11 protein-coding genes are annotated in these 18,659 nt (G+C 41.5%); 9 read left to right on the forward strand and 2 right to left on the reverse strand.

Translation table 11 applies throughout. The annotated features are described in order from the left end of the window. The first annotated feature begins 36 nt into the window (after positions 1-36). Both AB2B47_RS06655 and polA read left to right on the forward strand, forming a co-directional pair. Positions 37-1,158 (forward strand): SH3 domain-containing protein, encoded by a 1,122-nt coding sequence (locus AB2B47_RS06655; RefSeq protein ID WP_006153391.1) that lies wholly within the window; start codon positions 37-39, stop codon positions 1,156-1,158. A 64-nt stretch (positions 1,159-1,222) separates the two neighbouring features. Further along, entirely contained in the window at positions 1,223-3,856 is a 2,634-nt protein-coding gene (polA, locus tag AB2B47_RS06660; RefSeq protein ID WP_320693914.1) for a DNA polymerase I, read from the forward strand. 105 nt (positions 3,857-3,961) lie between these two features. Here the strand turns inward: polA and AB2B47_RS06665 are convergent, their stop codons facing one another. Beyond that, complete coding sequence (locus AB2B47_RS06665) at positions 3,962-5,410, reverse strand: APC family permease (protein WP_006153364.1); 1,449 nt, start codon at positions 5,408-5,410, stop codon at positions 3,962-3,964. Positions 5,411-5,838: 428 nt separating this feature from the next. Continuing rightward, positions 5,839-7,923, reverse strand: coding sequence for a GH92 family glycosyl hydrolase (locus AB2B47_RS06670; RefSeq protein WP_320693915.1), 2,085 nt, complete (start codon positions 7,921-7,923; stop codon positions 5,839-5,841). Positions 7,924-8,095: 172 nt separating this feature from the next. Between AB2B47_RS06670 and AB2B47_RS06675 the strand changes: the two genes are divergently transcribed. The 7 genes from AB2B47_RS06675 to AB2B47_RS06705 all read left to right on the forward strand — a co-directional run bounded on the left by AB2B47_RS06675 (position 8,096) and on the right by AB2B47_RS06705 (position 18,584). Further along, a complete protein-coding gene (locus AB2B47_RS06675; RefSeq protein WP_320693916.1) occupies positions 8,096-9,376 on the forward strand; it encodes a glycoside hydrolase family 125 protein in 1,281 nt (426 codons plus the stop codon). A 76-nt stretch (positions 9,377-9,452) separates the two neighbouring features. Then, positions 9,453-12,098, forward strand: coding sequence for an alpha-mannosidase (locus AB2B47_RS06680; protein ID WP_320693917.1), 2,646 nt, complete (start codon positions 9,453-9,455; stop codon positions 12,096-12,098). An 84-nt stretch (positions 12,099-12,182) separates the two neighbouring features. Beyond that, positions 12,183-13,052, forward strand: coding sequence for an ROK family protein (locus AB2B47_RS06685; protein ID WP_006153340.1), 870 nt, complete (start codon positions 12,183-12,185; stop codon positions 13,050-13,052). Beyond that, positions 13,046-14,926 carry a beta-N-acetylhexosaminidase gene (locus AB2B47_RS06690; RefSeq protein WP_320693918.1) on the forward strand — a complete coding sequence of 627 codons (1,881 nt, stop codon included), beginning with the start codon at positions 13,046-13,048 and terminating at the stop codon, positions 14,924-14,926. The genes AB2B47_RS06685 and AB2B47_RS06690 overlap by 7 nt, the downstream gene beginning before the upstream one ends. Before the next feature lie 203 nt (positions 14,927-15,129). Continuing rightward, on the forward strand, positions 15,130-16,059 hold the full coding sequence (locus AB2B47_RS06695; protein ID WP_006153360.1) for an ABC transporter permease: 930 nt from the start codon (positions 15,130-15,132) through the stop codon (positions 16,057-16,059). A gap of 13 nt (positions 16,060-16,072) precedes the next feature. Next, complete coding sequence (locus AB2B47_RS06700) at positions 16,073-16,993, forward strand: carbohydrate ABC transporter permease (protein ID WP_320693919.1); 921 nt, start codon at positions 16,073-16,075, stop codon at positions 16,991-16,993. 106 nt (positions 16,994-17,099) lie between these two features. Next, on the forward strand, positions 17,100-18,584 hold the full coding sequence (locus AB2B47_RS06705) for an ABC transporter substrate-binding protein (RefSeq protein ID WP_320693920.1): 1,485 nt from the start codon (positions 17,100-17,102) through the stop codon (positions 18,582-18,584). The last annotated feature ends 75 nt before the right edge of the window (positions 18,585-18,659 follow it).

An 18,659-nucleotide genomic window follows, 5' to 3' on the forward strand; every position in this document is an offset into this window, starting at 1 on the left:
TCAACCTCAAAAATTTATCTATTCGAAGGAGAATGAATGACATATAGTAAAAAGGGAACTTTTCTTAAGAGAACGACAGTGGGGACAGCTTCCCTACTGTTAGCAGGTGCTTTTTTGTTTGGTGGAGGAGCTGTTCATGCCAATCAGGCAAACAATGGCTCACTGGCACGAGGAGATGATTATCCCTATTATTATAAAAATGGAAGTCAAGAAATTGATAAATGGCGTCTATACTCCAGACAGTGTACATCTTTCGCTGCCTTTCGTTTAAGTAGTGTCAATGGTTTTGAGTTACCTGCTGCGTACGGGAATGCTAAGGATTGGGGTTATCGTGCTAAACGAGAAGGTTATCGTGTGGACAAGACTCCAACAATTGGTTCGATTGCTTGGGACGGAAGCGGAGACTATGGCCACGTTGCATGGGTTTCTAATGTTTTTGGTGATATGATTGAAATTGAGGAGTACAATTATGGTATTAGAGAGAAGTACAATCGTAGACTTGTGAAGGCAAGCTCTATGTCTGGTTTCATTCATTTTAAAGATGTCGGACAGGCTAGCACAGGAAATCATCAGTCAACTTTAGTATCTAGTGGAACCCATGTTTTTACAGAAAAAGCTGCTATTATGAACCAGCCATCACAAGCGGCTGCGATTATTGACTATTACTATCCTGGAGAAAGTGTTCATTACGATCAGACTCTTGAAAAAGATGGTTATAAATGGATTTCTTATCTATCCCGAACTGGAAATCGCAGATATGTCCAGCTAGCTAAAACAGCAACTGCTAAGAATGGATGGGAAAAACAGGGGACAACTTGGTACTATTATGAAAATGGGAAAGTCGCTCTTGGTTGGAAAAAGATAAACGGTAGTTGGTACTATTTCCAAACTAATGGTTCAATGAGAACAGGTTGGCTAAAAGACGGTTCCAAGTGGTACTACTTGAAATCATCTGGAGAAATGCAGACAGGATGGTTGAAGGATAAAGGTATTTGGTATTATCTTGAAAACTCAGGATCTATGAAGACTAGTCAGTGGTTCCAAGTTTCAGGGAAATATTATTACGTGAACGCATCTGGAGAATTGGCAGTAGATACGACTATCGATGGATTCCAAGTTGACAGCAATGGTGCGCGAGTGGAAGAATCACCCCAATAAGCCTTCACCGATAATCTAACTCTTAGCAATGGTATTTTTCCCTGCTTTCCTTTATAATGGGTGTATGGACAAGAAAAAATTATTATTGATTGATGGATCTTCAGTTGCTTTTCGAGCTTTTTTCGCTCTTTATCAGCAGTTGGATCGTTTTAAAAATGACAATGGACTACATACCAATGCAATCTACGGATTTCATCTGATGCTAAATCACCTATTGGAACGTGTCCAGCCGAGTCATATTTTGGTTGCTTTTGATGCGGGGAAAACGACTTTCCGTACAGAGATGTATGCAGACTACAAGGGTGGTCGTGCTAAAACTCCAGATGAGTTTCGTGAGCAATTCCCCTTCATTCGTGAGATGCTAGACCATCTTGGGATTCGCCACTATGAATTAGCCCAGTATGAGGCAGATGATATCATTGGAACTCTTGGTCGCTTGGCTGAAAAGGATTCTTTTGATGTGACGATCGTTAGCGGAGATAAAGACTTAATCCAGTTGACGGATGAACATACGGTGGTTGAGATTTCTAAGAAAGGTGTGGCTGAGTTTGAGGCCTTTACACCAGAATATCTCATGGAAAAGATGGGAATCACACCAGCTCAGTTTATTGATCTTAAGGCACTCATGGGGGATAAGTCTGATAATATCCCTGGTGTAACCAAGATTGGTGAAAAGACTGGTATTAAGCTCTTGTTAGAACACGGCTCGCTGGAAGGTATTTATGAAAATATCGATGGTATGAAGGCTTCCAAGATGAAGGAAAATCTTGTCAATGACAAGGAACAAGCCTTTCTGTCTAAAACACTAGCTACCATCGACACGAAAGCGCCAATCGAGATAGGTCTAGATGATTTGGTCTATAGTGGACCAAATGTGGAAAACCTTGGGAAATTCTACGATGAGATGGGCTTTAAACAACTCAAACAAGCCTTGAATGCTTCTCAGGCGAATCAATCTGAGACTTTGAATTTTACCATGGTGGACAAAGTGACTGAAGATATGCTGAGTGCCGACTCTATCTTCCACTTTGAACTTTTTGGTGAAAATTACCATACAGATGATTTGGTTGGTTTTGCCTGGTCTTGTGGAGACAAGCTCTATGCTACAGATAAGCTGGAACTTCTGCAGGATCCGATTCTTAAGGATTTTCTAGAAAAAACACCTCTGAAAGTATATGACTTTAAGAAAGCTAAAGTTCTCTTAAATCGTTTTGGTTTGGACTTGCAGGCTCCTGCCTTTGACAGTCGCTTGGCCAAATACCTTCTCTCTACTGTAGAGAATAATGAAATTTCAACCATTGCTAGTCTCTATGGTCAAACTTACCTAGTCGATGATGAAACCTTCTATGGTAAGGGGGTCAAGAAAGCTATCCCTGAGAGAGAAACCTTCTTGGAGCACTTGGCTCGCAAGGTTGCTGTGCTGGTTGAGACAGAGCCTGTATTGCTTGAAAAGTTAAGTGAAAACGGACAATTAGACCTTCTCTATGACATGGAGCAACCTCTGGCCTTTGTTCTTGCTAAGATGGAAATCGCTGGGATCAAGGTTAAAAAAGAAACTCTACTCGAGATGCAAGCTGAAAATGAGCTTGTCATTGAAAAGCTAACTCAAGAGATTTATGAATTGGCTGGTGAGGAGTTTAATATCAACTCGCCAAAGCAGTTGGGCGAACTACTTTTTGAAAAGCTAGGTCTCCCTATAGAATACACCAAAAAAACCAAGACAGGTTATTCAACAGCAGTGGATGTGTTAGAGCGCCTAGCTCCTATTGCCCCAATCGTCAAGAAAATTCTAGATTATCGTCAGATTGCTAAAATTCAATCGACTTATGTGATTGGTTTGCAGGATTGGATTTTAGCGGATGGCAAGATTCACACGCGCTATGTGCAGGATTTGACTCAGACAGGGCGTCTATCTAGTGTGGATCCAAACTTGCAAAATATTCCTGTTCGCTTGGAACAAGGTCGCCTCATTCGTAAGGCTTTCGTGCCAGAGTGGGAGGATAGTGTCCTTCTCAGCTCTGACTATTCACAGATTGAGTTGCGAGTTTTGGCGCATATCTCTAAAGATGAGCACTTAATCAAGGCCTTCCAAGAGGGAGCTGATATCCATACCTCGACAGCCATGCGGGTCTTTGGAATTGAACGTCCTGAGGATGTGACTCCAAACGACCGTCGCAATGCCAAGGCTGTCAACTTTGGAGTGGTTTACGGAATTTCAGACTTTGGTTTATCCAATAACCTAGGTATCAGCCGTAAAGAGGCTAAAGCATACATCGACACTTACTTTGAACGCTTCCCAGGTATCAAAAATTACATGGATGAAGTCGTTCGTGAGGCGCGTGATAAGGGTTATGTGGATACTCTCTTTAAACGTCGTCGTGAGTTACCAGATATCAATTCGCGTAACTTTAACATTCGTGGTTTTGCAGAGCGTACAGCTATCAACTCACCTATCCAAGGATCGGCTGCAGATATTCTCAAAATCGCTATGATTCAGCTAGATAAGGCCTTGGTTGCAGGTGGTTATCAGACTAAGATGCTTCTGCAAGTACACGATGAAATTGTTCTTGAAGTGCCTAAGTCAGAATTGGCTGCCATTAAAAAAATCGTCAAACAAACCATGGAAGAAGCCATTCAACTCAGTGTGCCCCTGATTGCTGATGAAAATGAAGGCGTGACTTGGTATGAGGCCAAATAAAAAATAGACTATTAGACAAAAAGAATCCCCTTGAACATTATGGTTCAAAGGGGATTTTTCTTTCAGGAAAAGACAAAAGTGAAACTATCTAGCTAATAGTAGGATTTATTTGATTTGTTTCTTTTGTTCTTTTTTTGCAAGGATTGGTAGAATAACACCTAAACCAATCAGAATAATTGGGGTCAAGATGTTTGTAAGAAGAGAGAATTGCCAAGCAGTTGGATTTTCAGCATAGCTAATTTTGGGAACCATACCTAGGATACAAGCAAAGGCAGTGAAGAGGAAACACCAAGTACCGATCACAAAGCCAAGCTTAGGATTGTTCACAAACTTGTATTCGGCATTTTTGTATGTTTTCCAAGCGCGATTGAGCATCATGTAGGCAAGGAATACCCAGAGATAACGCATTGGCATTACGATAGAATTGAGGTTGGTCATCCATTTTACAAGTCCATCAATTTCTTGGATACCAAAAATTGGAAGGATGATGATAAGGCTAACGAGGACACCTGTAAGGAGGTAACCGTTAATGAGGACACCTTTTTCAGTCCGTTTACGAAGCCAGCTTGGGATGTAGTTTTCGTCAGCGTTATTGAGTAGGATTTGTAATGGTGCGTCAATAGAGAAGGCAAGCGCAGCGATTTGTCCGACCATATTTGTAAGAGCGTAAATCACAACGAAAAGATTTCCAACTCCCCAAGAATTTCCTAACATTTGGAAGGCTTGATAAGCACCATTACGCATAAGATCTTCAGGGATGTTATTACCATCAAATAGCATTCCCATGGCAACTGAACCAAGGATAGCAGAGAGTCCTACCATGATGGCCATGACAATCATACCTTTTGGAAATTCTTTTGCAGGATTGCGAGTTTGATTCACATAAGGGGAAATTTTTTCACAACCACCAACGGCAAAGACCAGTAGTGAGATGGTTGTAAAATAAGAAAAATCAAAGTTTGGAATGTAGGTACTCAGTTGATCCATATGTGGTGTCGCAAACTGGATGTCTGGCTTAATGAAAGGCAGACCGACAGCCAAAAGCACAAAGAGTAAAGACATAATCAACATGGCACTTCCTGCCAAGCTACCGATGACTTTCAGTGTTGTCAATCCTTTTGTAGAAAGATAGAGGAAAAGTCCAAAGATTAGCAAGCAGAGAATAACAATCCAGTGGATATCGATTTGTTTTAGAAATTGTCCGTTACCCTGCAAGGCCCATCCAAGCGGAATCAGGATTCCTTGAGGTTTTTGTGCGAGATAAGGGATGTGCACAACCCAGTAGGTCCAAGCGGCAAAGTAGGCGAGGCGTTTGGTTGATGTTTTTTCAACCCAGTCGCTAACACCGCTTCCGCTTTCCTTGAAGGTAGAACCTAGTTGTCCGACGATGAGTGAATATGGGATAAAGTAGAGTGCGAGGATTAAAACCCAAGATACGACTACTGAAATTCCCTGTTGAGAATAGTTGTTGACGACGTTTCCTAGCCCCCAAACCATGTTGAAAGCAATTAGAGAAACCATCAGCCAATTAAGTTGGTGTTGATCTTTTTTCATAATGTCTCCTTTTCTGATAATTTCAGTATATCATGATTTTTTGAAAGCGCCTAACAAAATTTGAAATTTACTATAAAAAAAGTAAAAGCTAGCTAACAGATAGGGAATAGGGCTTGTTGGTTTAGAAAAGGATTATCCACAAACTGTGGATAACTAAAGGTATTAACAACAATTGTCTCTTTATAATTTTAATAGGAAAAAGAGAGACGAAGTTTATAGAATAGGAAACAAATCAATCTCTTATAAACCTTGTTAGGACAAGCTTTATAGACTTTATTCTCTTGTACATCCTATGAACTTGGATTGGAAAGATATTTTGGAAAAACTTGAAAATCTTTTCCAAAAAAAGGTTGAAGGTTATTCACAGTTTGTGGATAACTTTATATGGATAAGAAGACCCCTTTGCGTCTGACAAAGGGGTCAGGTTATTAATGCTTTGGCAACCAGCTGAGGGTAAAGTCAAGAGTCTTAGCATTGAGCAATTCCTGATGGCTGATGCTTTGTTTTTCTTTTCCGTCCAGTTGACAGTCTTGGACAAAGTGGAAGTGTGCATGATTTTGCTGAGTACGAACATCCAACCACTGATTTTTTTTTGCCAGATAGACACGAAGGTGGTCAAAGAGTGGAATTCCAAGGTCATAACTTGCTTTTCCTGGGCAGGTCGGGTAAAGTCCAAGGGCAGACCAGACATACCAGGCAGATAGACTACTGTTATCCTCATCGCCTGGATAAGCATCCCAGCCAGCTCGAAAGGCTTTTTGACGGAGAGTCTTGATTAAGAGACTGGTGTATTGAGGATAATTGCTATAGCGGAAGAGATAAGGGATGTGGAAACTTGGTTGGTTGGAAATGGCTAGTTGACCAAATGGTGCTGTTGCCATTTCGCTCATCTCGTGAATTTCATATCCATAGCCTGTCGTTTCAAAGAGAGGGAGACTTTGACAAGCTTTTAAAAGATAGTTACTAAAGGCTTCTTTTCCACCCATTAGTTGGCTAAGTCCAGAAATGTCATGTAAGACACCTAGACTGGCTTGAATAGCTGAACATTCGGCGTAATCTCGCCCCCAACTATATGGAGAAAAGTCAGGACGGAAGTTGCCATCTACATCACGCGCCCTCATGTAACCCGTCTCAGAGTCAAATAGATTCTGATAGTTTTTAGAATATTGAGCATAGGTTTGAGCCAGCTCTTCTTGACCTAATTTTTCTGCACAAGTAGAGATACAAAAATCGCTGTAGGCATAATCTAGCGTATGACTGACACTTTCGTGGTGATCTGTGGATAAATAGCCCAGTTCTTGGTATTGGCTTAGGCCGTGCCGCCCGTTGATAGCTTTTGGATCTGCCTTGGTCGCAGTTTTGATCATGGCTTTGAGAAATTCTTCCTCAAGCTCAGGTGCCATGTTTTTGCAGGCGCTATCTGCAATAAGACCATCAATCAAAGTGCCAGGCATCATTCCTCTTTCATCAGGAGCAAGCCACTTAGGAAGATATCCAGTGTCGCGGTAGCTATTGAGGAAGCCTTCAAGGAATTGACGATAGTATTCTGGAATAATCAAGGCAAAGAGTGGGAATGAAGTGCGGAAGGTATCCCAGAAACCATTATTGGTAAAGAGAAGACCTGGTTTAATTGTTCCTGAAGCGAGGTCTATATGAATCTCTTCTCCCTGTTCACTCACCTCATAAAAGGTTTGTGGGAAGAGAAAGAGTCTGTATAGACAATGATCAAAAAATGTTCGGTCTACAGAGCCGGTTTCCACGACATCAAATCGGCCTAGAAGATCTTCCCAACTTACTTTAGCATCTGCTTTTGTTTCTTCAAAATCTTGTTTAGGAAGATTAAAGAGGGCTTGTTTCTTCGAAATAAAAGAAGTTGCCAGTTGAACTTGAACTTCTGCTCCAGCCAAGTCGATACGCCAGTCTTGCCCCACTTGATTGATAGATAGAATATCCGTAGAGAATGCGAGAGCAGTAAACATGACGAGGGGACTTTTGTTGGTTTCGGTTAATCCGCTTTGACCAAGGCTGACAGTACGCTCATCTACTTGCTCTAATGATAAATCATCAGCTGCATGCAGATAGAGTGAGAGTTTCTTGCCTTGTATCTGTCTTAGTTGAATAGAAGCTCCATAGCAAGTAGGACTTAGCTGCGTTTCAATCTGATAACGCTCAGAAAAAATCTTTAGAAAATGAGGATTGAAAATAGCACGTTCAAGATTATAAGAAGATTGACGATGAAAGAGAGTGTTACCCTTGATTTTTCCTGTAACTGGAGTCAGTAAGATCCAGGAGTAATCGCCAATCCAAGGGCTAGGCTGGTGGGTTAGTCGAATACCCTGAAAGATAGGAAGATGAGGGTCAAAAAACCAAGACCCCTCCTGGTCACTAGTCTGGGGGACAAAGTAATTCATCCCAAAAGGCACTCCAGTGTATGGTAGGGTATTGCCTCGTGAAAAGGCATGCTTGCTCGCGGTACCAAATCGGGTATCAATGGTTTCAAGTATCGGTTTCATAGCGATTTCCTTCTGTAGTTTTCTACATTATATCAGAAAAAGGATACTTTTAGAAAATGACTTCAAAATATAACAATTTTGTAGAATAATGACTAACATTTGTGTATATATTTTCTGGGCTAAAAGCTATATACTGAAAATGAAAATCTGTTTGAAAGAGGCAAAATAGTTTATGGTTTATTCTAAAGAAATCGTCAGAGAGTGGCTAGATGAGGTAGCGGAGAGAGCCAAGGAACATCCTGAATGGGTCGATGTTTTTGAGCGTTGCTATACAGATACTTTAGACAATACAGTTGAAATCTTAGAAGATGGCTCGACTTTTGTACTGACAGGAGATATCCCAGCTATGTGGCTTCGGGACTCGACTGCTCAGCTGAGACCATACCTTCATGTGGCAAAAAGAGACCCTCGTTTACGCCAGACCATTGCCGGTTTGGTCAAACGTCAGATGACTTTGATCCTCAAAGATCCCTACGCTAACTCTTTTAATATTGAAGAGAACTGGAAAGGTCATCATGAAACAGACCACACCGACCTCAATGGCTGGATTTGGGAACGCAAGTATGAAGTGGATTCGCTTTGCTATCCCTTGCAATTGGCTTACCTTCTTTGGAAAGAAACTGGTGAGACTGGCCAGTTTGATGAGACTTTTGTTACAGCGACCAAGGAGATTCTCCATTTATGGACGGTGGAACAAGACCACAAGAACTCCCCTTATCGCTTTGTTCGGGATACCGATCGTAAGGAAGATACTTTGGTTAACGATGGTTTTGGTCCAGACTTTGCCGTGACAGGAATGACCTGGTCAGCCTTTCGTCCGAGTGATGACTGCTGTCAGTATAGCTACTTGATTCCGTCAAATATGTTTGCGGTCGTTGTCTTAGGCTATGTCCAAGAAATCTTTGCAGAATTGAATCTAGCTGATAGCGAAAGCATTATTGCTGATGCTAAACGTCTGCAAGCTGAAATCCAAGAAGGGATCGAAAATTACGCCTACACGACTAACGGTAAGGGCGAGAAGATCTATGCCTTTGAAGTGGATGGTTTAGGAAATGCTAGCATCATGGACGATCCTAACGTACCAAGTTTGTTAGCTGCTCCATATCTTGGTTACTGTGATGTCAATGACGAAGTCTATCAAGCCACTCGTCGCACCATTCTCAGCCCTGAAAATCCATACTTCTACCAAGGAGAATACGCTAGCGGTCTCGGAAGCTCTCATACCTTCTATCGTTATATCTGGCCAATTGCCCTATCAATTCAAGGCTTAACAGCTACAGATAAGGCAGAGAAGAAATTCTTGCTAGATCAGCTCGTCGCTTGTGATGGTGGAACAGGTGTTATGCATGAAAGCTTCCACGTAGATGATCCGACTCTCTACTCTCGTGAATGGTTCTCATGGGCTAATATGATGTTCTGCGAATTGGTCTTGGATTACCTGGATATTCGCTAATGAGCCTTAGCTCAATAGGTTCTTGCAAAGAATCACAAATCTATTTTTAAATTTAAGTTAGAATGAGGTTTTACTCATGGAAAATGTTGTTGTACATATCATCTCTCACAGTCACTGGGATCGTGAGTGGTATCTACCATTTGAAAGTCACCGTATGCAATTGGTGGAACTTTTTGACAATCTGTTTGATCTGTTTGAAAATGATCCTGAGTTCAAGAGCTTCCACCTAGATGGCCAAACCATTGTCCTCGATGACTATTTAGAAATTCGCCCTGAAAACCGTGACAAGGTGCAACGTTATATCGACGAAGGCAAATTGAAGATTGGGCCTTTCTATATCTTGCAGGATGATTACTTGATTTCCAGTGAAGCTAACGTCCGCAATACTTTGATTGGACAAGCGGAATGTGCCAAATGGGGCAAATCTACTCAAATTGGTTATTTCCCAGATACTTTTGGAAATATGGGGCAGGCTCCTCAAATCCTTCAAAAATCAGGGATTCACGTAGCAGCCTTTGGTCGCGGTGTCAAGCCAATCGGATTTGATAACCAAGTCCTTGAAGATGAACAGTTTACCTCTCAATTTTCTGAGATGTACTGGCAAGGGGCTGATGGTAGCCGTGTCCTCGGTATTCTCTTTGCTAACTGGTACAGTAACGGGAATGAAATTCCAGTGGATAAAGACGAAGCCTTGGCTTTCTGGAAGCAAAAATTAGCAGACGTTCGTGACTATGCATCGACCAACCAATGGTTGATGATGAACGGCTGTGACCACCAGCCTGTTCAGAGAAATCTGAGTGAAGCCATTCGCGTGGCCAACGAACTCTTCCCTGACGTGACCTTTATTCATAGCTCATTTGACGAATATGTCCAAGCAGTGGAAAGTGCCCTTCCTGAACAATTATCAACGGTCACAGGTGAGTTGACTAGCCAGGAAACGGATGGCTGGTACACCCTTGCCAATACCTCTTCTTCACGTGTTTATCTCAAACAAGCCTTCCAAGAAAATAGCAACTTGCTGGAGCAAGTAGTGGAACCATTAACCATTATCACTGGTGGACACAACCACAAGGATCAATTGACCTACGCTTGGAAAGTACTTCTGCAAAATGCACCGCACGATAGTATCTGTGGTTGTAGTATTGACGAAGTTCACCGTGAAATGGAAACTCGTTTTGCCAAGGTTAATCAAGTTGGGAATTTTGTTAAGACTAACCTTCTTAACGAATGGAAGGGTAAATTAGCTACTCAAAATGCGCAAAGCGACCACCTCTTTACCGTTGTCAACACAACCTTACATGACAAGGTTGATACAGTTAGTGTTGTAGTGGATGTTGTGACTTGTGATTTTAAAGAATTGCATCCGACTGAAGGTTACAAGAAGATGGCAGCCGTGACCTTGCCAGATTACCATGTTGAAGATTTGGATGGCCATGTCCTTGAAGCCAAGATTGAAGACTTGGGAGCAAGTTTTGGCTATACTTTGCCTAAGGATAAATTCCGCCAACCATATATTGCACGCCAAGTGCGCGTGACAATCCCAGTCCACCTTGCTCCGCTTTCTTGGGCAAGCTTCCAATTGGTCGAAGGTCAAGTAGAATACAGAGATGGTATTTACCAAAATGGAGTCATTGATACACCATTCGTAACAGTGAGTGTAGATGAAGGAATTACACTCTACGACAAGACTACTAACGAAGCCTACGAAGATTTCATCCAATTCGAGGACCGTGGAGATATTGGTAACGAGTACATTTACTTCCAACCAAAAGGAACTGATCCAATCTATGCTCAACTGAAAGGTTATGAAGTCTTAGAAAATAATGCTCGCTATGCCAAAATCTTGCTCAAACATGACTTGACTATTCCAGTTAGCGCAGATGAAAAATTGGATGCAGAACAAAGAGGTATCATCGAGTTCATGAAACGAGATGCAGGTCGTTCAGAAGAGTTGACAACCATTCCTCTTGAAACAGAAATGACTGTCTTTGTGGACAATCCACAGATTCGCTTTAAAACTCGCTTTACCAACACAGCCAAGGATCATCGCATCCGTCTCTTGGTGAAAACTCATAACACTCGTCCAAGCAATGATTCTGAAAGCATCTATGAAGTTGTGACAAGACCAAATAAACCGGCAGCTTCTTGGGAAAATCCTGAAAATCCACAACACCAACAAGCCTTTGTCAGCTTGTATGATGATGTTAAAGGAGTGACAGTATCCAATAAAGGATTGCACGAATACGAAATTCTTGGAGATGACACCATGGCTGTAACCCTTCTTCGTGCTTCAGGCGAACTCGGTGACTGGGGCTATTTCCCAACACCGGAAGCTCAGTGCTTGCGTGATATCGAAGTTGAATTTGCAGTAGAATGTCACCAAGCAGGGGAACGCTTCTCAGCTTTCCGTCGTGCCAAAGCCTTCCAGGTGCCATTTACAGCTCTTCAAGTTGCAAAACAAGAGGGAAGCGTTGCAGCAACGGGTAGCCTCTTTAACCATCCGGCACTGAACTTGCCACAAGTCTGCCCAACAGCCTTTAAAGTTGCTGAAAATGAAGAAGGATACGTCCTTCGTTACTACAATATGAGTCAAGAAAATGTTCGCGTGTCTGAAAAACAACAAACCATTCTTGATTTGTTGGAACGCCCATATCCAGTTCATTCAGGACTATTGGCACCACAGGAAATTCGTACAGAACTCATTCAAAAAGAAGAAATTTAATTTCAAAAAGTAAACATAAACAGAAAGGAGGAGCGAAAAAGTAAGAACCAACTGCTGATTCGCTCCTTTTTGCAGGTGAAAGCAATGACCATTGCAACAATTGATATCGGAGGGACTGGCATTAAGTTTGCTAGTCTAACTCCTGATGGAAAGATTTTAGATAAGACCAGCACCCCAACTCCAGAAACTCTAGAAGATTTATTGGCTTGGTTGGACCAACGCTTGTCAGAACAGGACTATCGTGGGATTGCCATGAGTGTGCCAGGTGCAGTCAATCAAGAAACAGGAGTGATTGAGGGAATTAGTGCCATTCCTTACATCCATGGTTTTTCTTGGTATGAGGCGCTAGCTCATCACCAGCTACCTGTCCATCTAGAAAATGATGCCAACTGTGTTGGACTTAGTGAACTGCTAGCTCATCCTGAGATTGAAAATGCAGCCTGTGTTGTCATTGGCACAGGGATTGGCGGGGCCATGATTATCAATGGCAAAATTCACCGTGGTCGCCATGGCTTGGGTGGAGAGTTTGGTTACATGACAACTATCGAACCAGCAGAAAAACTCAATAACTGGTCACTATTAGCTTCTACAGGAAACATGGTTCGTCATGTGATTGAAAAATCAGGTCAGTCAGACTGGGATGGCCGAAAGGTTTATCAAGAGGCTGCAGCAGGCAATGCCCTTTGCCAAGAAGCCATTGAGCGGATGAATCGTAATCTAGCTCAAGGACTACTCAATATCCAGTATTTAATCGACCCAGATGTTATTAGCCTAGGTGGCTCTATTAGCCAAAATCCTGAGTTTATCAAAGGAGTGCAAAAAGCGGTAGACGTCTTTGTGGAAAGATATGAAGAGTATACAATTGCGCCAGTGATCCAAGCCTGCACCTATCAGGCAGATGCCAATCTCTACGGTGCCCTTGTCAACTGGTTACAGGAGGAAAACCAATGGTAAATTTTACCGGAATTAGCAGTAAACAACAGCAAGCTATAGACTTACTTCAAAAGCACATTTCTCTACCAGATGTAGAAGTGGCAGTCACCCAGTCTGACCAAGCTTCTATCTCTATCAAGGGGGAGGGCGGAGAATATCAATTGACTTATCGCAAACCTCACCAACTCTATCGCGCCTTGTCTGTTCTCGCAACAGCATTAGCAGAAGGTGATAAGGTGGAGATTGAGGAGCAAGCGGCTTATGAAGATTTAGCCTACATGGCTGACTGTTCGCGAAATGCGGTTCTAAATGTTGCATCTGCTAAGCAGATGATTGAAGTCTTGGCTCTCATGGGTTATTCAACCTTTGAGCTCTACATGGAAGACACCTATCAGATTGAAGGGCAACCTTATTTTGGTTATTTCCGCGGGGCTTATTCAGCTGAAGAGTTACAGGAAATCGAAGCCTATGCCCAGCAGTTTGATATGACCTTTGTACCATGTATTCAGACCTTGGCCCACTTATCAGCCTTTGTCAAATGGGGTGTTAAAGAAGTCCAGAAACTTCGTGATGTAGAGGACATTCTCCTCATCGGCGAAGAAAAAGTTTACGACCTAATCGACGGCATGTTTGCGACTTTGTCTAAACTACAAACACGCAAGGTCAATATCGGGATGGACGAAGCTCACTTGGTTGGTTTGGGACGCTATCTCATCTTAAACGGTGTTGTGGATCGTAGTCTCCTTATGTGCCAACACTTGGAGCGCGTGTTGGATATTGCAGACAAGTATGGTTTCCACTGCCAGATGTGGAGCGATATGTTCTTCAAACTCATGTCAGCAGATGGCCAGTACGACCGTGATGTCGAAATTCCAGAAGAAACTCGTGTTTATCTTGACCGTCTAAAAGACCGTGTGACCTTGGTTTACTGGGATTATTATCAGGATAGCGAAGAAAAATACAACCGAAACTTCGGTAACCACCACAAGATTAGCCAGGATATTGCCTTTGCAGGTGGTGCTTGGAAATGGATTGGTTTTACGCCCCACAACCAATTTAGCCGCTTAGTAGCTATTGAAGCCAATAAAGCCTGCCGTGCCAATCAGATCAAGGAAGTCATCGTGACGGGATGGGCAGATAATGGTGGTGAAACAGCCCAATTCTCTATCTTACCGAGCTTGCAAATTTGGGCAGAACTCTGCTACCGCAATGACCTAGACCGTTTGTCTGCACATTTCAAAACCAATACAGGTCTATCCGTTGAGGACTTTATGCAGCTTGACCTTGCCAACCTCTTACCAGACCTGCCAGGTAATATACATGGTATCAACCCTAACCGCTATACCTTTTATCAGGATGTTCTCTGCCCAATTCTTGACAAGCACATGACACCTGAACAGGACAAACCACACTTTGCCCAAGCAGCTGAGATTTTGTCTGACATTAAAGAAAGAGCAGGCATCTATACTTATCTCTTTGAGACCCAGGCTCAGTTGAATGCTATTTTAAGTGGCAAGGTTGATGTAGGCCGACGCATTCGTCAAGCCTATCAAGCAGATGATAAAGAAAGCTTGCAACAAATTGCTCGGGAAGAATTACCAAAATTAAGAAGCCAGATTGAAACCTTCCACAAGCTCTTTAGCCACCAATGGTTGAAAGAAAACAAGGTCTTTGGTTTGGATACAGTAGATATCCGTATGGGTGGGCTCTTGCAACGCATCAAGCGAGCAGAAAGTCGTATCGAAGACTACCTAGCTGGTTCTATCTCACGTATCGACGAACTAGAAGTAGAGATTCTTCCATTTACTGACTTCTACGCAGATAAGGATTTCGCAGCAACGACAGCCAACCAGTGGCATACTATTGCGACAGCATCCACTATTTATACGACCTAGAAAAACTCTATGCAGGCAGAGTGTTTCCCGTGAAACACACTTCTCATATAAAAAAGTTCTCCACATAAAATAATTTGTGGAGTTTTTTCTATAATTTGTAGTTTAAACTGTCCTAAAAATAAGAGTATACTATTTTTGTAAACGTTATCAAGACTAAAAATGTGAGATTATGAAGTTTTAGAAAAATAAAAAGGGAGGAAATTATGAATAAGTTTTCAAAAACTTTAAGAGATAATTGGATTTTTCTCTTAATGGTTTTACCAGGAACAATTTGGTTGATTTTATTCTTCTACATTCCAGTTTTTGGGAATGTAGTTGCCTTCAAAGACTACCATATGACTGGTGAAGGATTCGTCCACAGTATTATAAATAGTAAATGGGTCGGACTAGATAACTTTAAATTCTTGTTTAGTTCAAAAGATGCCTTTGTCATCACTCGAAATACTGTCCTTTATAACCTTGGATTTATCTTTATCGGTTTGATTGTGTCAGTTGGTATCGCCATTATCCTTAGTGAACTTCGCTCTAAGAGAATGGTTAAAATCTACCAAACCTCTATGTTGTTTCCTTACTTCCTATCTTGGGTTATCATCAGTTTCTTTACAGATGCTTTCCTAAATATCGATAAAGGGCTTATTAACCACACCTTGGAAGCTCTTGGTATGAAGGGGATTAACTTCTACGCTGACGTCAGTATCTGGCCTTATCTTCTCCTCTTCCTAGGTATTTGGAAAGGGTTTGGATACAGTAGTGTTATGTACTACGCTACTATCATGGGTATTGATCCAACTTACTATGAAGCAGCGACAGTGGACGGTGCTAGCAAATGGCAACGTATCCGCAACGTAACGATTCCTCAGTTGACACCACTTGTGACAGTATTGACCATTCTTGCAGTCGGAAACATCTTCCGTGCAGACTTCGGTCTCTTCTATCAAATCCCTCACAACGCTGGTCAGCTCTATAGTGTAACAAACGTATTGGACGTCTATGTCTTTAATGGTTTGACTCAGACAGCAGATATTGGTATGGCTTCAGCAGCCGGTCTCTATCAGTCAGTTGTCGGTTTGATTCTAGTTATCCTATCAAACTTACTTGCAAGACGTGTTGATCCTAACTCAGCACTATTCTAGAAAGGAGGAGCATATGGCAAAAAAAATTCAAAAAGAAAAAATTGATAATGTTGGCATACACTCCTTTAGCAAGAAAGCAGATATCTTCTTTAGTATCATATCTGGTTTGCTAGCTTTCTCTTGTATCTTGCCTTTCATCTTTGTCATCATTATCTCTGTTACAGATGAGAAGAGTATTGTTCAATATGGATATAGCTTCTTCCCATCAAAATTTGGATTAGATGGTTTTGAGTTTTTGGCTCAGTTCAAAGATAAGATTTTACAAGCGCTCTTTATCTCAGTGTTTGTGACAGTTGTCGGTACATTGACAAACGTCTTTATCACTACAACTTACGCCTATGCCATCTCACGTTCAACATTTAAGTATCGTAAATTCTTTACAATCTTCGCATTGCTTAGTATGTTGTTCAATGCTGGTTTGGTACCAGGCTACATCGTGGTAACTCAGTTGCTTCACCTTGGTGATACCATTTGGGCCTTGATTGTTCCGATGCTTCTATCACCATTCAACATCATGTTGATGCGTTCCTTCTTCAAGAAGACCATCCCAGAAGCAATCCTCGAATCAGCTCGTATTGATGGAGCTAGCGAAGCTCGTATCTTCTTCCAAATCTGTTTGCCGCTTTCACTACCAGGTATCGCAACGATTACACTATTGACAGCGCTTGGATTCTGGAATGACTGGTTTAACGCCCTTCTTTACATCAAGAGTGATAACTTGTATCCATTGCAATATTTGCTCATGCAAATTCAAAACAACATGGATTACATTGCCAAGTCAGTTGGAATGTCTGGACAACTTGCAGTTGCCCTACCAAAAGAAACAGGACGTATGGCTATGGTTGTAGTTGCAACTGTTCCGATTGCGATTCTCTATCCGTTCTTCCAACGCTACTTTGTAAAAGGTTTGACTATCGGTGGTGTTAAAGAATAAAACATTGAGAAACAAGTTTTCTCTTCTCTATCTAACTTTTCATCATCAGGAAAGTTACTCATTAAAATTGTTTATAAATTAAAAATAAAAAAAAGGAGTTTTTATCATGAAAAACTGGAAAAAATATGCTTTTGCATCTGCTAGCCTTGTCGCTTTAGCAGCTAGCCTTGCAGCTTGTGGAAACCTTAAAGGAAACAACCAAAAAGCTGCTGACTCTGCTTCAGGTGACAAAACTGTTATCAAAATGTACCAAATCGGTGACAAACCAGATAACTTGGATGAATTGCTAGAAAATGCAAACAAAATCATCGGCGAAAAAGTTGGTGCTAAATTAGACATCCAATACCTTGGATGGGGTGACTACGGTAAGAAAATGTCAGTTATCACTTCTTCAGGTGAAAACTACGATATCGCATTTGCAGATAACTATGTCGTAAACGCTCAAAAAGGTGCTTATGCTGACTTGACAGAATTGTACAAGAAAGAAGGAGCTGAACTTTACAAAGCGCTTGACCCAGCTTACATCAAAGGTAACACTGTAAACGGTAAGATCTATGCAGTTCCAGTTGCAGCCAACGTTGCATCTTCACAAAACTTTGCATTCAACGGCCCACTTCTTGAAAAATACGGCATCGATATCTCAGGTGTAACTTCATACGAAACACTTGAACCAGTCTTGAAACAAATTAAAGAAAAAGCTCCAGATGTAATGCCATTCGCTGTTGGTAAAAACTTTATTCCATCAGAAAACTTTGACTACCCAGTTGCAAATGGTCTTCCATTCGTCATCGACCTTGAAGGCGATACTACTAAGATCGTTAACCGTTACGAAGTTCCTCGTTTCGTAGAACACTTGAAGACTCTTCACAAATACTATGAAGCAGGATACATTCCAAAAGACGTAGCAACAAGCGAAACTTCATATGACCTTAGTCAAGATACTTGGCTTGTTCGCGAAGAAACAGTAGGACCAGCTGACTACGGTAGCAGCTTGCTTTCTCGTGTTGCTAACAGAGACATTCAAATCAAACCATTTACTAACTTCATCAAGAAAAACCAAACAACTCAAGTTGCTAACTTTGTAATCTCAAACAACTCTAAGAACAAAGAAAAAGCAATGGAAGTGTTGAACCTCTTGAACACTAACCCAGAACTCTTGAACGGTCTTGTTTACGGTCCAGAAGGCAAGAACTGGGAAAAAGTTGAAGGTAAAGAAAACCGCGTTCGCGTTCTTGATGGATACAAAGGAAACACTCACATGTCAGGATGGAACACTGGTAACAACTGGATCCTTTACATCAACGAAAACGTTACAGATGAGCAAATTGCACAATCTAAGAAAGACTTGGAAACTGCAAAAGAATCTCCAGCGCTTGGATTTATCTTTAACACTGACAATGTGAAATCTGAAATCTCAGCTATCACTAACACTATGCAACAGTTCGATACAGCTATCAACACTGGTACTGTAGATCCAGAAAAAGCTATTCCAGAATTAATGGAAAAACTTAAATCTGAAGGTGCATACCAAAAAGTATTGGATGAAATGCAAAAACAATACGACGAATTCTTGAAAAACAAAAAATCTTAAGATAGATTGATTTCGTGTATTCATTCCTAAAAGATGCGATCACTGCCTTGTCTGGAGTTTTCCAGACGGGGTGGT

The organism is Streptococcus wuxiensis, assembly GCF_040888245.1.
Taxonomy (GTDB): domain Bacteria; phylum Bacillota; class Bacilli; order Lactobacillales; family Streptococcaceae; genus Streptococcus; species Streptococcus wuxiensis.

Excerpts from the sequence above, each read along its gene's own strand:
- AB2B47_RS06655 (WP_006153391.1), top strand. The coding sequence starts at position 37 with ATGACATATAGTAAAAAGGGAACTTTTCTTAAGAGAACGACAGTGGGG.
- polA (WP_320693914.1), top strand. The coding sequence starts at position 1,223 with ATGGACAAGAAAAAATTATTATTGATTGATGGATCTTCAGTTGCTTTT.
- AB2B47_RS06665 (WP_006153364.1), bottom strand. The coding sequence starts at position 5,410 with ATGAAAAAAGATCAACACCAACTTAATTGGCTGATGGTTTCTCTAATT.
- AB2B47_RS06670 (WP_320693915.1), bottom strand. The coding sequence starts at position 7,923 with ATGAAACCGATACTTGAAACCATTGATACCCGATTTGGTACCGCGAGC.
- AB2B47_RS06675 (WP_320693916.1), top strand. The coding sequence starts at position 8,096 with ATGGTTTATTCTAAAGAAATCGTCAGAGAGTGGCTAGATGAGGTAGCG.
- AB2B47_RS06680 (WP_320693917.1), top strand. The coding sequence starts at position 9,453 with ATGGAAAATGTTGTTGTACATATCATCTCTCACAGTCACTGGGATCGT.
- AB2B47_RS06685 (WP_006153340.1), top strand. The coding sequence starts at position 12,183 with ATGACCATTGCAACAATTGATATCGGAGGGACTGGCATTAAGTTTGCT.
- AB2B47_RS06690 (WP_320693918.1), top strand. The coding sequence starts at position 13,046 with ATGGTAAATTTTACCGGAATTAGCAGTAAACAACAGCAAGCTATAGAC.
- AB2B47_RS06695 (WP_006153360.1), top strand. The coding sequence starts at position 15,130 with ATGAATAAGTTTTCAAAAACTTTAAGAGATAATTGGATTTTTCTCTTA.
- AB2B47_RS06700 (WP_320693919.1), top strand. The coding sequence starts at position 16,073 with ATGGCAAAAAAAATTCAAAAAGAAAAAATTGATAATGTTGGCATACAC.
- AB2B47_RS06705 (WP_320693920.1), top strand. The coding sequence starts at position 17,100 with ATGAAAAACTGGAAAAAATATGCTTTTGCATCTGCTAGCCTTGTCGCT.